Below are 17,490 nucleotides of genomic sequence, written 5' to 3'. Positions count from 1 at the left end.
GCAGCTCCTACATTGACCGTGTGTGAACCCGATCCTGTAGGAGCTGCCGCAGGCTGCGATCTTTTGATCTTCTAAATCAAAGGACCATCGCGGCAATCCAGCCAAACACCAGCAGCGGCAGGTTGTAGTGCAGGAACGTCGGTACTACGGTGTCCCAGATATGGTGATGCTGGCCGTCGATGTTCAGACCGGAGGTCGGGCCCAGCGTCGAGTCCGAAGCGGGCGAACCGGCGTCACCCAACGCACCCGCCGTACCGACGATGCACACGATGGCAATCGGGCTGAAACCCAGCTGCACGCACAACGGCACAAAAATCACCGCGAGGATCGGCACCGTGGAAAACGACGAGCCGATACCCATGGTCACCAGCAGGCCCACCAGCAACATCATCAGCGCGCCGACGGCTTTGCTGTGATCGATCCACGCCGCCGACGTCTCGACCAGCGTCTGCACCTCACCCGTGGCCTTGATCACTTCGCCGAAACCCGAGGAGGCGATCATGATGAAGCCGATCATCGCCATCATCTTCATGCCTTCGGTGAACAAATCATCAGTCTCGCGCCACTTGACGATGCCCGACGCCGAGAAGATCAGAAACCCGGCCAGTGCGCCGATAATCATCGAATCCAGCAACAGCTGAATAATGAACGCCGCCGCAATCGCCACACCGGCAATCATCAGGCTCATCGGGTTGTATCGCACCGCGACTTGCTCGACCTGCTCGATCTTCGCCAGATCGTAGACGCGCTTCTTGCGGTAGCTGATAAAGGCAATGCCCAGCCCCACCAACATGCCCAGCGCCGGAATGCCCATGGCATGCGTGACGTTGATGCCGCTGATATCGACGCCGCTACGGGCGACGTTGGCCAGCAGGATTTCGTTGAGGAAGATGTTGCCGAAACCCACCGGCAGGAACATGTACGGGGTGATCAGGCCGAAAGTCATCACGCAGGCGATCAAGCGCCGGTCGAGTTGCAGCTTGGTCAGCACGTAGAGCAGCGGCGGCACCAGCAACGGAATGAAGGCGATATGGATCGGCAGGATGTTCTGCGAGGCAATTGCCACCACCCACAGCAGGCCGATCAGCAGCCATTTGACGTTACCGCCGCCGGTTGCGTGCTGCCGATCAACCATCGCCAGGGCCTTGTCGGCCAAGGCATGCGCCAGGCCGGACTTGGCAATCGCCACCGCGAAAGCGCCGAGCAACGCGTAGGACAACGCCACCGTCGCCCCGCCGCCCAAGCCGCTGTTGAACGCCTTGAGCGTGGCTTCGATGCCCAGCCCACCGGTCAGGCCACCGACCAGCGCGCCGACGATCAAGGCGATCACAACATGCACCCGGGACAGGCTGAGGATCAGCATGACGCCGACCGCAGCAATCACTGCATTCATTTCATTACCTCAAAAAACACTGCGGTGAGCCGTCACCGCCAGACAGAATGAGTCCGCCCGGCACTGCCCGAGGGCTGCCAGCGGGTTGCAAAGAGGGTCTTATTAGAAGGGCGCGCACTGTGCCGCAGAGTGGCCGCAGTGTCAAAGCAACTGACCGGTTTGCGATGTAACAACCGACAGAGCTCCCGGCGAATGAACGCATTCCTGTGGTGAGGGCAGCAAGTGCGGCAATTCGCCATATTGTGTTTCAGCCATAAAGAAAGCCGAAACGCGGCCGCTACAGTGCAAAGTCTCAGATATTTATCGAATAAGGACGTCTCCATGTCACTCAGACAACTTTCCATTCAATGGAAAATCACCCTGCTCGCCGGGCTGTGCCTGGCCGGCATCGTGACCCTGCTGGTGGGTCTTTCGCTGTATCGCATGGAGCACAGCTCCGCGCTGGTGAAGGCTTCGAGCATGGAGATGCTCACCGATTCGGCGCAGGCGCGCATCGAGTCCCAAGGCGAAGTTCAGGCGCTGGGGATTCGTCAGCAATTCATGGACGCCTATCAGTACGGGCATGGTTTCTCGCGGCAGGTGCTGTTCCTGCGTGAACAGGCCGAGAAGCGTTTCCTCGACGCCTTCGATCTGCGCGAAGACATGACTCGCCAGGTCAAATCGGCGTTGCAAGCCAACCCGGATCTGCTCGGCCTGTCGCTGGTGTTCGAAGCCAATGCGCTGGACGGCAAGGACGAACTGTTTGCCGGTCAGGCTGAATTGGGCAGCAACGACAAGGGCCGATTCGCGCTGTACTGGTCGCAACCGACCCCGGGTAAAGTCACCTCGATGGCCCTGCCGGAAAGCGACATGGCCGACACCAGCACCGGCCCCAGCGGTCAGGCCGCCAATGCCTGGTTCACCTGCCCGCGCACCACGCTCAAACCGTGCGTGATCGAACCGTACTTCTATGTGATCGACGGCCAGAAAGTGCTGATGACCAGCATCGTGTTCCCGCTGATGGTCAACGGCAAAGTCATCGCCTCGCTGTCGGTGGACATCAACCTCAACAGCCTGCAAGCGATCAGCCAGGGCGCGAGCAAAAAACTCTACGACGGCCAGACAGCCGTGAGCATCATCAGCCCGGCCGGCCTGCTCGCCGGTTACAGCCCGGACGCCGGCAAGCTCAGCCAGCGCCTCGATGCAGTCGACACTACCAGCGGCGCCGAACTGCTGCGCTTGCTCGCTTCACGCAACAGCGTGAGCAGCCTGCACGCCAATGACAAACTCAAAGTGCTGTCGCCGTTCCAGCCGATTCCTGGTGGTCCGTCGTGGGGCGTGCTGCTTGATGTGCCGGAGAAAGTGCTGGTCGGCCCGGCCGAAGCGCTCAAGCAACAACTGGATGCGAGCAACTCTGCGGGCGCCATGGTCGAACTCGGCCTCGGCGCTCTCGCCGCATTGGTCGGTCTGTTGCTGGTGTGGCTGATGGCGCGCAGCGTGACCAAACCGATTCTCGGCGTGGCGCACATGCTCGAAGACATCGCCAGCGGCGAAGGCGACCTGACCCGGCGTCTGGCCTATGACAAGCAGGATGAACTCGGTCAACTGGCCGGCTGGTTCAACCGCTTCCTCGACAAGCTGCAGCCGATCATTGCCGAAGTGAAACGCTCGGTGCAGGACGCGCGCAACACCGCCGATCAGTCCTCGGCCATCGCCACCCAGACCAGCGCTGGCATGGAGCAGCAATACCGCCAGGTCGATCAAGTCGCCACCGCATCGCACGAAATGAGCGCCACCGCGCAAGACGTTGCCCGCAGCGCCGCGCAAGCCGCCGAAGCCGCCAAGGACGCCGACCGCGCGACCCGTCAGGGCCTGACCGTGATCGACCGCACCACCGCCAGCATCGACACCCTCGCCTCGGACATGAGCGCGGCGATGATTCAGGTGGAAGGCCTGGCCGCCAACAGCGAGAAGATCGGCACCGTGCTGGAAACCATCCGCGCCATCGCCGAACAGACCAACCTGCTGGCGCTGAACGCCGCCATTGAAGCAGCGCGCGCCGGTGAAGCCGGACGTGGTTTTGCCGTGGTCGCCGATGAGGTGCGTAACCTCGCCCGCCGCACTCAGGAATCGGTGGAAGAAACCCGTCTGGTGATCGAGCAATTGCAGAGCGGCACTCAAGACGTAGTTGGCTCGATGAACAACAGCCATCGTCAGGCTCAGGGCAGCGTCGAACAGGTCGGCCAGGCTGTAACCGCGCTGCGCCAGATCGGCGATGCGGTGACGGTGATCAGCGACATGAACCTGCAAATCGCCAGCGCGGCGGAGGAACAGAGCGCGGTGGCCGAGGAGATCAACAGCAACGTGGCGACAATTCGTGATGTGACGGAATCGCTGTCGGAGCAGGCGAATGAATCGGCGCGGGTGAGTCAGTCGCTGAATAGCCTGGCGAATCAGCAGCAGAGTTTGATGGATCAGTTTCGCGTTTGATTTGGATTGCTGAAAGTCAAAAGCTTACCCCCTCACCCCAGCCCTCTCCCCCAAGGGGTAGAGGGGAAAGGGAGCAGATTTTCATGCTTTTCAAAACCTGAGTTCGACTCGATATTTCAGGTCGATGTACCTCGAGCATCCAACTCGGTCAGTCCCCTCTCCCACCGGGAGAGGGTTAGGGTGAGGGGCTTCTGAAGGTTCACCGCCGAGGTAATTGAATCAAAACCCGCAACCCGCCCCACTCACTCTCGCCCAACACCATCTCCCCGCCCCACGTATCAACAATATCGCGCACAATCCCCAACCCCAATCCATGCCCGAGAGTCTGCTCATCCAGTCGCGCGCCCCGGCTGAACACCTGAGCGCGCTGCGCCTCGGGAATCCCCGGCCCGTCATCCTCAACGCTCAGCGCAAATCCTTCAGCCGTCTCGACCACGCTCAGCCGCACCTCGGCATCCGCCCATTTGCAGGCGTTATCCAGCAGATTACCCAGCAGCTCGAGCAAGTCCTCACGGTCCCACGGCAACTGCAGCCCCGCTGGCGCCACGTAGCTCAGCGCCAGATGCTCGCCGTGGATCATGTTCAACGTCGCGAGCAACCCCGGCAGTTCTGCATCGCAATCAAACAGCGCGCCGGGCAGCGCATCACCGGACAAGCGTGCACGATTCAGCTCGCGGTTGAGCCGCTGCTGAACCTGCTCCAGTTGCTGCTGAAGGATTTTTCTCAGCTCGGGATGCGCATCGAGTTTTTCGTTCGACGCCAGACTCAACAGCACCGCCAGCGGGGTTTTCAGCGCGTGCCCGAGGTTGCCCAGTGCGTTACGCGAGCGCTTGAGGCTGTCTTCAGTGTGCGCGAGCAAATGGTTGATCTGCGCCACCAGCGGCTCGAGTTCTTCCGGCACTTGCTCATCGAGTTGCGAGCGCTGGCCCTGTTGCAATTGGGCGATTTGCTCACGCGCCCTTTCCAGCGGACGCAAGGCGCGGCGCACGGTGATTCTTTGCAGGATCAGGATCAGCAACAAACCGGCCAGCCCAAGGCCAAATCCGATCTGGCGCATGCGCTGGAAACTCTCGCGCACCGGTGTGTAGTCCTGGGCGACGCTGATCGAGATCGACTGACCCAGCCGTCGATAATCCGAACGCAGCACCAGCAACTGCTGCCCCTCCGGCCCCAGTTGCAGATTGCTGTGCAGGCCGGGGCGTTCGAGGACCGGCAGCTCCTGATCCCACAACGAACGCGAGCGCCAGTGGCTGTCGGCGAAATCGATACGGAAGTAATGCCCGGAAAACGGTCGCAGGTAGGCCGGTGACAGGTGCCGTTCATCCAGCTGCAAACCCTGCGGGCCGCGCACCATTGCGACCAACAGACTCTCGCTGTCATTGCGCAGGCCGGCTTCGAGATAACGCTGCAAACCCGCTTCGAATAACCACAGACTGACTTGCGCCAGCACCACGCCGACGATCACCAGCACACTGATCAGGCCCAGGCTCAAACGGCGCTGGATCGATCTCACGACGCTTGACCGCCGAACAGATAACCCTGGCCGCGGCGGGTTTCGATCACGCTTTTGCCGAGCTTGCGCCGCAGGTGATTGACGTGGACTTCGAGGACGTTGGAATCGCGCTCGGTTTCACCGTCGTAGAGGTGTTCGGCGAGGTGGCTTTTCGAGAGGATCTGTTCCGGGTGCAGCATGAAGTAGCGCAGCAGACGGAATTCGGCAGCGGTCAGTTGAATGTCAGCGCCATCGCGCACCACGCACTGGCGGCCCTCATCCAGATGCAGGCCAGCAGATTTGAGCGTCGGTTGATTGGCCTGGCCCTTGGAGCGACGCAGCAGCGATTGAATGCGCAGATGCAGCTCTTCCGGGTGAAACGGTTTGGTCAGGTAATCGTCGGCACCGGCCTTCAGGCCTTCGATGCGCTCGGCCCATGAATCGCGTGCGGTGAGGATCAACACTGGAATCGCCAGACCGGCCGCGCGCCACTGCGCCAGCACATCCAGCCCCGGTACACCGGGCAAACCGAGGTCGAGGATGATCAGGTCGTAAGGCTCGCTGCTGCCCTGATAGACCGCGTCACGCCCGTCCGCCAGCCAGTCGACCGCATAGCCCTGACGATTGAGGCCGGCGAGCAATTCATCGGCCAGCGGCACGTGGTCTTCCACCAAAAGCAAACGCATCGGTCAATCTTCCTTGTCTTTGAGCAGCCGGCCGGTGGCGGCTTCCAGGTGCAGCTCGCGCGCGACACCTTCGAGCGTCAGCAACTCGACTTCATAAATGTACACGTCGTGCTTTTCTTCCAGCTCGGCTTCCAGCAGTTTCGCGCCGGGATACAGATCCAGCGCCTGCTTGAGCAACTGCTCGAGCGGCATGATCACCCCTTGCTGACGCAGGCGCAGGGCTTCGTCCTGGTCGAGGTCGCGGGCCATGCTCACCGAACAGAATGCCACCAGCACCAGAGCCAGACGGCCCACGGTGCGCGCGGGTGAACGAGGTAAAAACGCTTTCATTAGATGTCCTGATGATCCTTGCGCAACAACCCGTCGGTTGCGTCCAGTTCCAGCTCCCACTCCACACCTTGCGGGTCGCGCAACTCGATCTGATAAAGGTAGATGCCATACCTTTTTTCCAGCTCGATTTCGATGACGGTCGAACCCGGATGCCGCGCCATAGCCGTGGCCTGCACGGCGTCGATCGGCACAATGGTACCAGCGTCGACCAGTTTACGGGCTTCCTCGGGGCGCAAGTCGCAGGTGTGAGCGAAGGTGGACGACAGCCCGAACAGTACAAGTGCGATGAACAGGGCAGTCAGGGTTTTCATGGGGTCTCCGTATTTTATGTCTAGCTACGGGGCGCCACCCTAGCGGTTTGAACTTAACTGAAACTGAATTGCCATCATCGAATGCTGGCACCGCGCTCCTGCATGGCCCGGCATCATGTGCTTATAATCTTTCGCTTGCTAACGATCGAGACCGGTATGACTGCCATTCACATCAAGTTCCCCGCTCTTACCCTCAAGGCCGGCCCAAGGGCGATGGTGCGGATTCGTGCCCAAGGCCTCAGCGCTGCGGACGTCGGCACCCTGCCCGGCGCCGCTGGCGGGCCAAAGGCATTGGGGATTCAGGGGCTGGATCTGGCGCTGTTCGGCGAATGGCTGCCAGCCGCGCCGCGTGAACGCTCGCTGATTGGTGCGTCAGTCGGTTCCTGGCGCTTCGCCAGCGCCTGTCTGCCGGACGCGGCCGAAGGCATCCGACGCCTCGGCGAGCTGTACACCGAGCAGAATTTCAACAAAGGCGTGAGCATGGCCGAGATCAGCCAGAGCTCGCAGCGCATGCTCGATGACCTGCTCGACGGCCGCGACGCGCAACTGCTCGCCAACCCGGATTACCGCTTGAACATCATGGTGGTCAAAAGTCACGGTCGGCTGGCGGATGATCATCGCGGCCGGCTCGGGCTGGCACTGGGGTCGGTGATCGCCGACAACCTGCGCGGGCGGGCGCGCCTGTCGCGGCACTTTGAACGGCTGATCATCCACGATCCGCGCCTGGCGCCACCGCTGCATGCGCTGAATGACTTTCCGTCACGCTTCGTCGCGCTCAACTCCGGCAACCTGCGTCAGGCGCTATTGGCCTCGGGTTCGATCCCGATGGTCATGCAAGGCGTGCGCGATCTGCCGGGTGCTGGCGTCGGAACGTTCCGCGACGGCGGTTTGCTCGACTATCACCTCGATCTGCCCTACAGCGGCGACGGCATCGTCCTGTATCCGCATTTCACCGACCGGGTGATCCCCGGCTGGTTCGACAAGACCCTGCCGTGGCGCAAAGCCTCGGTTGAACGCTTGCAGGACGTGCTGTTGCTCGCGCCCTCGAAGGAATATCTGGCGCGCCTACCGTTCGGCAAACTGCCCGACCGTAACGACTTCAAACGTTTCATGGGCGATGCACCGGCGCGGCAGAAATACTGGCGCGCGGCGATGGATGAGAGCCGTCGTCTGGGTGACGAGTTTCTCGAACTCAGCGCCAACGGTCGCCTCGCCGAGCGCTTGCTGACCCTTTAGTCAGTGTTTTGCCGCATCGCCAAACACAAGCTGGTAAACTCGCCGCCTGCCCGAATCGCTGCGGCGAACGCCACCTGAACAGAGCCGAAAATACTGTGGAAATCTTCAAGGAATTTACTTTCGAATCCGCCCACCGCCTGCCGCACGTACCGGACGGCCACAAGTGCGGGCGTCTGCACGGTCACTCGTTCAAAGTGGCGCTGCACCTGAGCGGCGATCTCGATCCGCACACTGGCTGGATCCGCGATTTCTCCGAGATCAAAGCGATTTTCAAGCCGCTGTACGAGCGCCTGGATCACAACTACCTGAACGACATTCCAGGCCTGGAAAACCCGACCAGCGAAGTGCTGGCGCAATTCATCTGGAAAGAGATGAAGCCATTGCTGCCGGAACTCAGCGCGATTCGCATCCACGAGACCTGCACCAGCGGTTGCATCTATCGCGGCGAGTAAATCGCGCGATACAAACAAACCACCGAACCCGGTGGTTTTTTATGCACAAGAAAACGCTCCGCAAGCCATCGCCGCCGCCCCGCCCCTCCTCTCCCCCACCCCAATCCCCTGTAGGAGCTGCCGCAGGCTGCGATCTTTTGATCTGGCTTGTAAGGCTGAAGATCAAAAGATCGCAGCCTTCGGCAGCTCCTACAGGTTCCGTTAGCGCGCACTTTCGACTTGGCACGACCACTGCATCTTCTCCCGCGTCCTCCTCATTTCCAGCAAGGAACGCCCACATGACGCAGAACGATCCCGGCAACGATTACCCCCTCAGCGAAGTCCCGATGCATGCGCGCAAAGGCCTGGCCTCCACGGCGATGGTGTTACTTGGGTTCACGTTTTTCACCGCAACCATGTTTGCCGGCGGCAAGCTCGGTGTGGCGTTCAGTTTTGGCGAGATGCTCGCAGTGATCGCGGTCGGCAATTTGCTGCTCGGTTTGTATGCCGCAGGCTTGGGGTACATCGCTTTCAAAAGCGGACTGAATTCGGTGCTGATGGGGCGTTTCTGTTTCGGCGAAATCGGCAGCAAGCTCAGCGACCTGATCCTCGGTTTCACCCAGATCGGCTGGTACGCCTGGGGCACCGCGACTGCTGCGGTGGTCCTGGGGAAATACTTCGATCTGGACCAAGGCACGGTGCTCGGGCTGATGGTGCTGTTCGGTCTGCTGTTCTGCGCCACGGCGTACGTCGGTTATCGCGGGCTGGAGATTCTGTCGTACATCGCGGTGCCGGCGATGATGTTGCTGCTGATGCTGTCGATGTGGGTGGCCACGGTCAAGGTCGGCGGACTTGAAGGGTTGCTCAGCGTGGTGCCCAGTGGTTCGCTGGACTGGTCGACCGCCATCACGCTGGTGTTCGGCACCTTCGTCAGCGGTGCGACGCAAGCCACCAACTGGACACGATTCTCGCGTTCGGCGCGGGTTGCGGTGCTGGCGAGCCTGATCGGCTTCTTTATCGGCAATGGTCTGATGGTGTTGATCGGCGCCTACGGTGCGATCGTCTATCAGCAGCCTGACGTGGTTGAAGTGCTGCTGTTGCAGGGTTTCGCCATGGCCGCGATGGCGATGTTGCTGCTGAACATCTGGAGCACTCAGGACAACACCATCTATAACTTCGCCGTCGCCGGTTGCAACTTGCTGCGCACCGGTCGACGCAAAACCGTGACGCTGGCTGGCGCGGTGATCGGCACCGCCCTTGCGCTGCTGGGCATGTACGACATGCTGGTGCCGTATCTGATTTTGCTCGGCACAGTGATTCCGCCGATTTGTGGAGTGATCATGGCGGATTTTTTCTATCGCTGGCGCGGGCACTATCCGCGGCTGGCCGACGCACGGCTGCCGGCCTTCAACTGGCCGGGGCTCGGGGCTTACGCGGTCGGCACGGTGGCCGCATTCGGCTCGCCGTGGGTCGCGCCGCTGGTAGGCATCGCCGCTGCCGCGCTAACGTATGTCATCGTCACTGGCCTGCTCGGCGCCCGCCGCGCCAGTGTGCCTCTACAAGATCTATAAAAGGATTCGCCTGATGCACATCATCAACGCCCGCCTGCGCAACCAGGAAGGTCTGCACGAATTGCACCTCGAAGACGGCCTGATCCGCAGCATCGCGCGTCAGACCGAAGCGCCGACTCTCGGCGCCGATGACCTCGATGCCGGCGGCAATCTGGTGGTGCCGCCCTTCGTCGAGCCGCACATTCACCTCGACGCCACGCTGACCGCCGGCGAGCCGCGCTGGAACATGAGTGGCACGCTGTTCGAAGGCATCGAATGCTGGGGCGAGCGCAAAGTCACCATCACCGAAGAAGACACCAAGACCCGCGCCAAGAAAACCATTCAGACCCTGGCGGCGCACGGCATTCAGCACGTGCGCACCCACGTCGACGTCACCGACCCGCAACTCACCGCGCTCAAGGCCATGCTCGAAGTGCGTGAAGAAAGCCGGCACCTGATCGACCTGCAAATCGTCGCGTTCCCGCAGGAAGGCATCGAGTCATTCCGCAACGGCCGCGAACTGATGGAAGAGTCGATCCGCATGGGCGCCGATGTGGTCGGCGGGATTCCGCACTTCGAATACACCCGCGATCAGGGCGTCAGCTCGGTGAAGTTCCTGATGGACCTCGCCGAGCGCACCGGTTGTCTGGTGGACGTGCATTGCGACGAAACCGACGACCCGCATTCGCGCTTCCTCGAAGTGCTCGCCGAAGAAGCGCGCAGCCGTGACATGGGCGCCCTCGTCACCGCCAGCCACACTACGGCGATGGGCTCATACGACAACGCCTACTGCGCCAAACTGTTCCGCCTGCTCGGGCATTCTGGGATCAGTTTTGTCTCCTGCCCGACCGAAAGCATTCACCTGCAAGGGCGCTTCGACAACTTCCCCAAACGTCGCGGCGTGACCCGCGTCAATGAACTGCTCGAAGCCGGAATGAACGTGTGTTTCGGTCAGGATTCCATCGTCGATCCATGGTATCCGCTGGGAAACGGCAACATCCTGCGTGTGCTCGAAGCCGGGCTGCATATCTGCCACATGCTCGGGTACCGCAACCTGCAGAGTGCGCTGGATCTGGTGACCGACAACAGCGCCAAAGCGATGAACCTGGGCGAGCGTTATGGCCTGGAACAGGGGCGCCCGGCTAACCTGCTGATCCTCTCGGCGGACAGCGATTACGAGGTTATCCGCAGCCAGGGCCTGCCGCTGTACTCGATTCGTGGTGGCAAGGTCTTGATGAAGCGACAGATGCCGGTGGTGGAATTCGCGGGCGATCTGAGCTGAGGTTAAGGCAAGGGCTGCTGGCCCCTTCGCTGGCAAGCCAGCTCCCACAGATCACGATGATTCCTGTGAGAGCCTGGCTTGCCAGCGATGGCAATGCTGGATTCAACACCGTCCCGCCGAGTATTACGCTCAAGCAATCGCCGCCGATTTTGCCCCATCGCACAGGCTGTGCAACGATGTCCGCCGCACCCGATGACCTGCGCACTCGATCGAACCTCGACCGCGTTGCAGTGTCCTTCGGGGACGCGCCGTTTTTTGCCAAGGATCGTTATGACCAGCCTCAACACCCAAACCGCATTCATTCCAGGACGCTTGGAACAAACGTCCACGCGCATCGCTTTTTTCATCGCAGGGCTGGGCATTGCTGCCTGGGCGCCGCTGGTGCCCTATGCCAAGGCGCGGGCCGGGCTCGATGAAGGCACGCTGGGTTTGCTGTTGTTGTGTCTGGGTGTCGGCTCGATTCTAGCGATGCCGCTGGCGGGGATTCTGGCCACACGGTTCGGTTGTCGGCGTGTGGCGACCGGCGGGACTCTGCTGATCTGCGCAGCATTGCCGTTGCTGGCGACGGTGTCGTCGATTCCGGCGATGATCGCCACGCTATTCATGTTCGGCGCCGGATTGGGCACGGTGGATTCGACGGTGAATCTGCAAGCGGTGATCGTCGAACGCGCCAGCGGCAAGAATATGATGTCGGGCTTTCACGGCTTGTTCAGTCTGGGCGGGATCGTTGGCGCGGCCGGCGTCAGTGCGATGCTCGGCCTCGGCTTGTCACCCTTTGCCGCCATGCTGGTGGTGGTCGTGGTGCTGATCGCAGCGATGCTGAAAGCGGTGCCGCACATGCTGCCTTACGGCAGTGAAAGTTCGGGACCGGCCTTCGCAGTGCCGCACGGGATCGTGCTGTTCATCGGAGGCATGTGCTTCATCGTCTTTCTCACCGAAGGCGCGGCGCTGGACTGGAGCGCGGTGTTTCTCGCACAGGAACGCGGGATCGACACGGCATACGCGGGCCTTGGCTACGCGGCGTTTGCGCTGACCATGACGCTGGGGCGTTTGACCGGTGACCGGATTGTGCGGGCGCTGGGCGCAACGCGGATCATTCTGTTTGGCGGTCTGCTGGCGGCGGCAGGTTTGTCTCTGGCAACCTTCGCGCCGAGCTGGGAAGCGGCGCTGTTCGGTTATGCGCTGGTCGGTGCCGGGTGTTCTAACATCGTGCCGGTGCTGTACACGGCGGTGGGCAAGCAGACGGTGATGCCGGAAAGCATCGCGGTGCCGGCGATCACGACGTTGGGTTACGCAGGGATTCTGGCGGGACCGGCGGTGATCGGGTTTGTCGCGCATGCCAGCAGCTTGAGTTTTGCTTTTGGGTTGATGGCGTTGTTGCTGGTGGCGGTGGCCATTGGCGGCAAAGTCCTCAAGGTCTAGCACCGACCACTGTGGCGAGGGAGCTTGCTCCCGCTGGACTGCGCAGCAGGCCTTTTTTTGGAGCTGCTTCGCACCTCAGCGGGAGCAAGCTCCCTCGCCACAGGTCAGGTTTCAGCCTTTAAAACCCGACGCTCGCCTGCACAAAAAACGTGCGCGGTGTACCTACGTAGATCCCCGAGTTGTTATCGCTGGAGCGCGTGAAGTACTGCTTGTCGAAGACGTTCTTCACTCCGGCGCCGAGCTTCAGGTTCGACAACTGCGCACCAAAGTCATAGCCGCCACGCACGTTCCAGGTCACGTAACCCGGAATATCGCCGTACTGCCCGTCCGCCGTACCTTCGGTGATGTAGTTGTTGTTGAAGCTGCCATCGGCGTTGATTCCGCTGCCCGGCGCGCGCTGTTTGGACTGGGCGAAGCCGTCGATGTTGTAGGTCCAGCGGTCGATGTCGTAGCGTAAACCGACCGTCGCCACCTGGCGCGAGTAGTACGGCAGATCGCGGCCCTTGAAGCCCGGAATCTCGCCTTCATACGTCGCGCGGGTGTAGGTGAAACCGGCGTTGGCGGTCAAACCGTCAAGCCGTGGATCAAGCGCTGCCATGTCGTAATGCACCGAGGCTTCGACGCCCTGGTGCTTGGTGGTGCCGAGGTTGGTCCAGCCCACGTCATTGCTGACGTATTGCAACTCGTCATCGAAGTCGATGTAGAACAGCGTCACTTCGCCGCCCCACACGTCATCGTTGTAGCGCGTGCCGATTTCGTAGGTTTTGGCCTTTTCCGGATTCAAGCCGCTGGCAGGTTCATCACCCGAACCGCCCTGGCCGAGTTGAAAATATTGCAGGCTGCCGAACGAGGTTTCGTAGTTGGCGAACAGCTTCCACGCATCGGACAGGTGATACATCACGCTCAGCGCCGGCAGCGGTTCGTTGCTTTCGATGCTGCGGTTTTTCTCCGGCACGCGTTTGCCAGCAGTGTCGAGCACGGCGCGATCATGCCAATCGGTGCTGATGTGCTCGAAGCGAATACCGGGGGTCACGGTCCAGTTGCCGACGTCGATTTTGTTGTCGATGTACACCGAGTTGGCTTCGGTGCCGCCAGTGCGATTCTGGAACACGTGGCCATCGGAAGACTTGGTCACGACTGGCTCGTTATTCACCAGCGCCAGTCGGCTCGACTGCTCGTGCATCGCCTCTTTCAGGTAGCGATAACCGACGCTGACTTCCTGGGTGGTCGGGCCGACATCGAACACGCGAGACACGCGCGGCTCGATCCCCAGCGTGTAGTAGGAACGCGGAAACGAGCTGAGGGTTTTCTGGTCGCGGGCGGCGATGGTGCTGCCGCGAAAGCTGTCGGAATAGTAGGTCAGGATTTCGGCCTGCGTACGCTCGTCGATCTGCCGGATCCACTTCAACGAAACGTCTTTGCGTCGGCCACTGAAGCCGTCGTAATCGCGGTCGGACTGGAACGGGTTGTCGTCGTACTGCTTCTGCGTCAGGCCGCCGGGCATGTCGGCGCTGGCGTCGTAGTAGTGGAAGTTGAGGCTGAAATCGTCCTGATCAGTCGGCGCCCAGTGGGTCTTGAGGATCACATCATCGATGTCGTTACTCTGATTGCGCTCGCGGTAACCGTTGCCGTTGACGCCCGAATAGAGCAACGCCATGCCGATGCCGTTGTCGGCAGTGCCGCCGAGGAACGCAGTGTCGATATGCTTCCAGCCACCGTGCTGCGAGGTTTCCAGCGTGGTGCCGATCTCACCGGTAGTTTTTTCCGGGATGGCTCGGGTCACGAAGTTGATCACGCCGCCGACGTTCTGCGGCCCGTAGCGCACCGAACCGGCGCCGCGCACCACGTCGATACTGTCGAGGTTGCCGGAAGAAATCGGCGCCATCGACAGTTGTGGCTGGCCGTACGGCGCGAACGCTGCCGGCACGCCGTCGATCAACACGGTGGAGCGCGGTGACAGACGCGAGGTCAGTCCGCGCACGCCAACGTTCAGCGAAATGTCACTGCCGCCAGTGCCGTTGGCTTCCTGCACCTGAACGCCCGGCACGCGACGCAGAACGTCGCCAACGTTCATTGCGCCCTGCTCGACCATCGCTTCGCGGCGGATCACCGTGCGCGCGCCGGGGTGGTTCTGCACCACCGCAGCGTCGGCATCGCCGAGCCAGTCGCCGACCACTTTAATGTCGGTCACACCGAGTTCCAGCGGGCCGTTGACGGCAGCAGTCGGCGCGGGCGACAGGGTGACCGAGCCTTCATTAATCTGATAATCCAGACCACTGCCTTGCAGCAATTGGCGCAGCGCCTGCTCCGGGGAAAGATCGCCATCCACTGCCGGCGCCTGCTTTCCTGCGACCAGATCAGGGCTGAAAAACACTTGCAACGAAGTCTGCTGACCCAGCTCGCTCAGGGCCTGACCCAGCGGCTGCGCGCGGATGTGAATGGCTTCAGCGGCGAACGTCATCGGCACAGCGGCGTTGACCGCCAGCGCTAAGGCCAGCGGCAACCAAGGGGATTTTTTGTTATTGGCGGTGGTGTTTTTCACGTCGAACGTAGTCCTGTGGATCGCAAGAGTGTGCGCCTGTTAATGCAAACCAGTTGCAGTTGAACAGGAAGACGATGAACTCGAAAAAAACCTGAATTTTATTTTGAAATTATTTCCTGGCTGCCATCCGCAAGGGTGCGAACAGCGACCGGCAGTATGTTCGGCAAGGCTTTGAGCAAGGCCTCGGTGTCATCGGATTTGAACACGCTGGTCAGGCGCAGATTGGCCACCGTCGGGTTGGCGGCTTTCAGCGGTTTGTCGCGATAACGCGATACTTCTTCGGCGACCTCAGCGAGGCTGGCGTTGTTGAACACCAGTTTGCCGCTGCGCCACGCGGTGATTTGCGCCGGGTTGACCGCGTAAGCCGAGGCGACCAAGCCTTGCGCATCAACCCGCGTACCGAGCCCGGCAGTCAAGCTGACGAACTGGTCATCCGGCGCACCTCGCCCCTGCACCTTGACCGTGCCCTGCTCCACCGCAACCCGGGTTTGTGTCAGGTCGCGGCGTACATCGAAGCGGGTGCCGGTGACCGTGACCTTGCCGCTGCCGGCCTCGACCACAAACGGGCGCGCAGTATCGTGCTCGACGCTGAACATGGCTTCGCCTGCGCTCAGTTCGATGACGCGGCGATCCTTTTCATAACGCACTTTCAAATGGCTGCGGCTGTTGAGGTCGATCAGCGAACCATCCGGCAGCGCCACGTGTTTGCGCTCGCCCGACGCTGTGGCGAATTCCGCGTTGTAGCCGCCGGAGTGATTGAGACCGCTGAACAATCCCAGTCCGAGGGCGACCGTCAGCACACTGGCCGCCACTGCGTAACGCACCCATGGCCGACGTTTTGGCGGGGTTTCGCACAGTGCTTTCAGGCGTGGCGCAGGCAGCAGATCCGCGGCCGACCACAAGCCTTGCAGCAACTGGAATTCATCACGGTGCTGCGCATGTTCGCTGAGCCAGGCATCGAAGCGCTGCTGCTCGTCGGCGCTGACGGCTGGCTCCTGCAAACGCACAAACCAGCGTGCCGCCTCATCGCGCACCGTTGTCGGCCCGCACGCGCAATCACGGGTATCCATCATGGAATGTCCTGTCGGGCTGGGGAGGAAAACTGACGCCGGCTCATGATTGCGCCCCGTCCAGGCGATCACGCAGATGCCGCAGGGTGCGGATCATATACTTTTCCACCATGTTCTTGGACAGGCCCAGGCGCTCGGCGATTTCCGCTTGAGTCAGGCCTTCGATCTTCTGCCAGACGAAAATCCTGCGGCAATTGACTGGCAGTTCCGTGAGCGCTTTTTCGATCGAATCGGCCAGCTGGATCGCATGCATGTAATGCTCCGGGTCGCCGGACGACGACACCCCGTGATCGATGGCCTGCGACTCCATCGCACCGCGCCGGTCCTCGCGCCGATAACCGTCCACCGCTATGTTGCGCGCCGTCTGATGCAAATACGCCCGCGGTTGCTGCACGGCCGAAGAATCCGATTCGAGCACCCGCACAAAGGTGTCGTGCGCCAGATCCTCGGCCTGCTGACGATTACGCAGGCGACGGGTCCAGGTGCCGATCAACTCTTCGTAATGCTCGAAAAAGCCGGGTCTGCGGGAGCGCATGGGGGTGATTGCGGCGTGCTGAGGAAGGGGCGTGAATAGTAATGCTTCGTATTAATACGAAGCAATGTATTCCTTGGGCTGGCGCAAACATGAGGCCTGAGGGCAAGAAAATGCCCCTCCGCGATTGTGCGCGGAAGGGTTTATCAAGCGCAGAGGTCGATCTTCAATAAACTAAAAGGCACTAAATCTCATCGCAATATTGACCGGCTGCATTTTTGAAACTGACCGCTATAAGTCTACTGGTCGCGCTCCCACCGTTGATTTTGTAAGAGCCTTTAAAGAAGCCACCGTCCATGAGTTTGAGAGCATCCCAACCCTGCAGCTTTTGTTCGAAACCGTGAGTATTGTGATCAGGATTTACAAACTGTCGTGCAGTTATTTTGGTGTTCGGGATGGGAATTTGCCCATTGGAATCAGTGAACCCTTCACCTTCAATATCAATAACTGCGCCGTCTTGCGCGTTGACCAATGCACCGACCTCCAACAGAACACCATCAGTCTGAGGTTGGGAAGCGCAGTTCAGTCGCCCATTGACAGCCTTTGGATATGTAATCTGAGTCATTTTTTCAGTTCCTTGAGAAATATGAGTTCAACTCCAACGAGGCGTTGCCTCGTTGTTCCAAGGTAACTTCGCAGGTCTAACTCGGCCACTGTTAGAACTGACAGTCTAGTTAGACTTAATCGCGATAACTCAGCGGATAATGTGCGACATTCGAATCAACGAATGCCGCAGTATTCGAG

General features: G+C 60.8%; 15 protein-coding genes and 1 pseudogene. 7 read left to right on the top strand and 9 right to left on the bottom strand.

The window, feature by feature from the left end:
* Positions 1 to 76: 76 nt before the first annotated feature.
* Entirely contained in the window at positions 77 to 1,393 is a 1,317-nt protein-coding gene (locus ACOI8A_RS18560) for a Na+/H+ antiporter family protein (RefSeq protein WP_420650199.1), read from the bottom strand.
* Positions 1,394 to 1,714: 321 nt separating this feature from the next.
* On the opposite strand from ACOI8A_RS18560, the pseudogene ACOI8A_RS18555 reads away from it, so the two are divergent.
* Together ACOI8A_RS18555 and ACOI8A_RS18550 are read left to right on the top strand one after the other, a co-directional pair.
* Positions 1,715 to 3,004 (top strand): annotated as a pseudogene (locus ACOI8A_RS18555) (HAMP domain-containing protein); the annotation flags it as partial.
* A gap of 102 nt (positions 3,005 to 3,106) precedes the next feature.
* Complete coding sequence (locus ACOI8A_RS18550) at positions 3,107 to 3,862, top strand: methyl-accepting chemotaxis protein (protein ID WP_420650224.1); 756 nt, start codon at positions 3,107 to 3,109, stop codon at positions 3,860 to 3,862.
* A 199-nt stretch (positions 3,863 to 4,061) separates the two neighbouring features.
* Here the strand turns inward: ACOI8A_RS18550 and ACOI8A_RS18545 are convergent, their stop codons facing one another.
* Genes ACOI8A_RS18545 through ACOI8A_RS18530 form a run of 4 tightly spaced genes read right to left on the bottom strand, consistent with a single transcriptional unit; the run spans position 4,062 to position 6,681 of the window.
* Entirely contained in the window at positions 4,062 to 5,375 is a 1,314-nt protein-coding gene (locus ACOI8A_RS18545) for a sensor histidine kinase (protein ID WP_420650200.1), read from the bottom strand.
* Complete coding sequence (locus ACOI8A_RS18540) at positions 5,372 to 6,040, bottom strand: response regulator transcription factor (protein WP_420650201.1); 669 nt, start codon at positions 6,038 to 6,040, stop codon at positions 5,372 to 5,374. Before ACOI8A_RS18540 ends, ACOI8A_RS18545 begins: the two co-directional genes overlap by 4 nt.
* Before the next feature lie 3 nt (positions 6,041 to 6,043).
* Positions 6,044 to 6,370, bottom strand: coding sequence for a PepSY domain-containing protein (locus ACOI8A_RS18535; protein WP_420650202.1), 327 nt, complete (start codon positions 6,368 to 6,370; stop codon positions 6,044 to 6,046).
* On the bottom strand, positions 6,370 to 6,681 hold the full coding sequence (locus ACOI8A_RS18530; protein ID WP_420650203.1) for a PepSY domain-containing protein: 312 nt from the start codon (positions 6,679 to 6,681) through the stop codon (positions 6,370 to 6,372). The genes ACOI8A_RS18535 and ACOI8A_RS18530 overlap by 1 nt, the downstream gene beginning before the upstream one ends.
* Before the next feature lie 156 nt (positions 6,682 to 6,837).
* Here ACOI8A_RS18530 and ACOI8A_RS18525 point away from each other — a divergent pair, with 156 nt between their 5' ends.
* The 5 genes from ACOI8A_RS18525 to ACOI8A_RS18505 all read left to right on the top strand — a co-directional run bounded on the left by ACOI8A_RS18525 (position 6,838) and on the right by ACOI8A_RS18505 (position 12,602).
* The gene (locus ACOI8A_RS18525; RefSeq protein ID WP_420650204.1) at positions 6,838 to 7,917 is read left to right on the top strand and encodes a patatin-like phospholipase family protein; all 1,080 of its coding nucleotides are present in this window, start codon (positions 6,838 to 6,840) and stop codon (positions 7,915 to 7,917) included.
* 95 nt (positions 7,918 to 8,012) lie between these two features.
* Positions 8,013 to 8,369, top strand: a complete 357-nt coding sequence (gene queD, locus ACOI8A_RS18520; protein WP_420650205.1) for a 6-carboxytetrahydropterin synthase QueD — start codon at positions 8,013 to 8,015, stop codon at positions 8,367 to 8,369.
* A gap of 278 nt (positions 8,370 to 8,647) precedes the next feature.
* The gene (gene codB / locus ACOI8A_RS18515) at positions 8,648 to 9,919 is read left to right on the top strand and encodes a cytosine permease (protein WP_420650206.1); all 1,272 of its coding nucleotides are present in this window, start codon (positions 8,648 to 8,650) and stop codon (positions 9,917 to 9,919) included.
* Between the two features lie 13 nt (positions 9,920 to 9,932).
* Positions 9,933 to 11,180 (top strand): cytosine deaminase, encoded by a 1,248-nt coding sequence (gene codA, locus ACOI8A_RS18510; protein ID WP_420651436.1) that lies wholly within the window; start codon positions 9,933 to 9,935, stop codon positions 11,178 to 11,180.
* A 270-nt stretch (positions 11,181 to 11,450) separates the two neighbouring features.
* Complete coding sequence (locus ACOI8A_RS18505; RefSeq protein ID WP_420650207.1) at positions 11,451 to 12,602, top strand: MFS transporter; 1,152 nt, start codon at positions 11,451 to 11,453, stop codon at positions 12,600 to 12,602.
* Positions 12,603 to 12,720: 118 nt separating this feature from the next.
* Here the strand turns inward: ACOI8A_RS18505 and ACOI8A_RS18500 are convergent, their stop codons facing one another.
* The 4 genes from ACOI8A_RS18500 to ACOI8A_RS18485 form a co-directional block, all read right to left on the bottom strand.
* Entirely contained in the window at positions 12,721 to 15,144 is a 2,424-nt protein-coding gene (locus ACOI8A_RS18500; protein WP_420657790.1) for a TonB-dependent siderophore receptor, read from the bottom strand.
* 98 nt (positions 15,145 to 15,242) lie between these two features.
* Entirely contained in the window at positions 15,243 to 16,217 is a 975-nt protein-coding gene (locus ACOI8A_RS18495; RefSeq protein WP_420650209.1) for a FecR family protein, read from the bottom strand.
* Between the two features lie 40 nt (positions 16,218 to 16,257).
* The gene (locus ACOI8A_RS18490; protein ID WP_420650225.1) at positions 16,258 to 16,758 is read right to left on the bottom strand and encodes a sigma-70 family RNA polymerase sigma factor; all 501 of its coding nucleotides are present in this window, start codon (positions 16,756 to 16,758) and stop codon (positions 16,258 to 16,260) included.
* A gap of 172 nt (positions 16,759 to 16,930) precedes the next feature.
* The gene (locus ACOI8A_RS18485) at positions 16,931 to 17,311 is read right to left on the bottom strand and encodes a hypothetical protein (RefSeq protein WP_420650210.1); all 381 of its coding nucleotides are present in this window, start codon (positions 17,309 to 17,311) and stop codon (positions 16,931 to 16,933) included.
* Between the last annotated feature and the right edge of the window lie 179 nt (positions 17,312 to 17,490).

This window comes from Pseudomonas sp. P4795 (assembly GCF_048822895.1).
Classification (GTDB): Bacteria; Pseudomonadota; Gammaproteobacteria; order Pseudomonadales; family Pseudomonadaceae; genus Aquipseudomonas.
Note: the sequence above shows the minus strand (reverse complement) of the source record. Positions and strands in the feature narration are given on the sequence as shown.

Bases quoted from the DNA above. Each gene is read 5' to 3' on its own strand.
- ACOI8A_RS18560 (WP_420650199.1), bottom strand. From the start codon at position 1,393: ATGAATGCAGTGATTGCTGCGGTCGGCGTCATGCTGATCCTCAGCCTG.
- ACOI8A_RS18550 (WP_420650224.1), top strand. From the start codon at position 3,107: ATGGAGCAGCAATACCGCCAGGTCGATCAAGTCGCCACCGCATCGCAC.
- ACOI8A_RS18540 (WP_420650201.1), bottom strand. From the start codon at position 6,040: ATGCGTTTGCTTTTGGTGGAAGACCACGTGCCGCTGGCCGATGAATTG.
- ACOI8A_RS18535 (WP_420650202.1), bottom strand. From the start codon at position 6,370: ATGAAAGCGTTTTTACCTCGTTCACCCGCGCGCACCGTGGGCCGTCTG.
- ACOI8A_RS18530 (WP_420650203.1), bottom strand. From the start codon at position 6,681: ATGAAAACCCTGACTGCCCTGTTCATCGCACTTGTACTGTTCGGGCTG.
- ACOI8A_RS18525 (WP_420650204.1), top strand. From the start codon at position 6,838: ATGACTGCCATTCACATCAAGTTCCCCGCTCTTACCCTCAAGGCCGGC.
- codB (WP_420650206.1), top strand. From the start codon at position 8,648: ATGACGCAGAACGATCCCGGCAACGATTACCCCCTCAGCGAAGTCCCG.
- codA (WP_420651436.1), top strand. From the start codon at position 9,933: ATGCACATCATCAACGCCCGCCTGCGCAACCAGGAAGGTCTGCACGAA.
- ACOI8A_RS18505 (WP_420650207.1), top strand. From the start codon at position 11,451: ATGACCAGCCTCAACACCCAAACCGCATTCATTCCAGGACGCTTGGAA.
- ACOI8A_RS18495 (WP_420650209.1), bottom strand. From the start codon at position 16,217: ATGATGGATACCCGTGATTGCGCGTGCGGGCCGACAACGGTGCGCGAT.
- ACOI8A_RS18485 (WP_420650210.1), bottom strand. From the start codon at position 17,311: ATGACTCAGATTACATATCCAAAGGCTGTCAATGGGCGACTGAACTGC.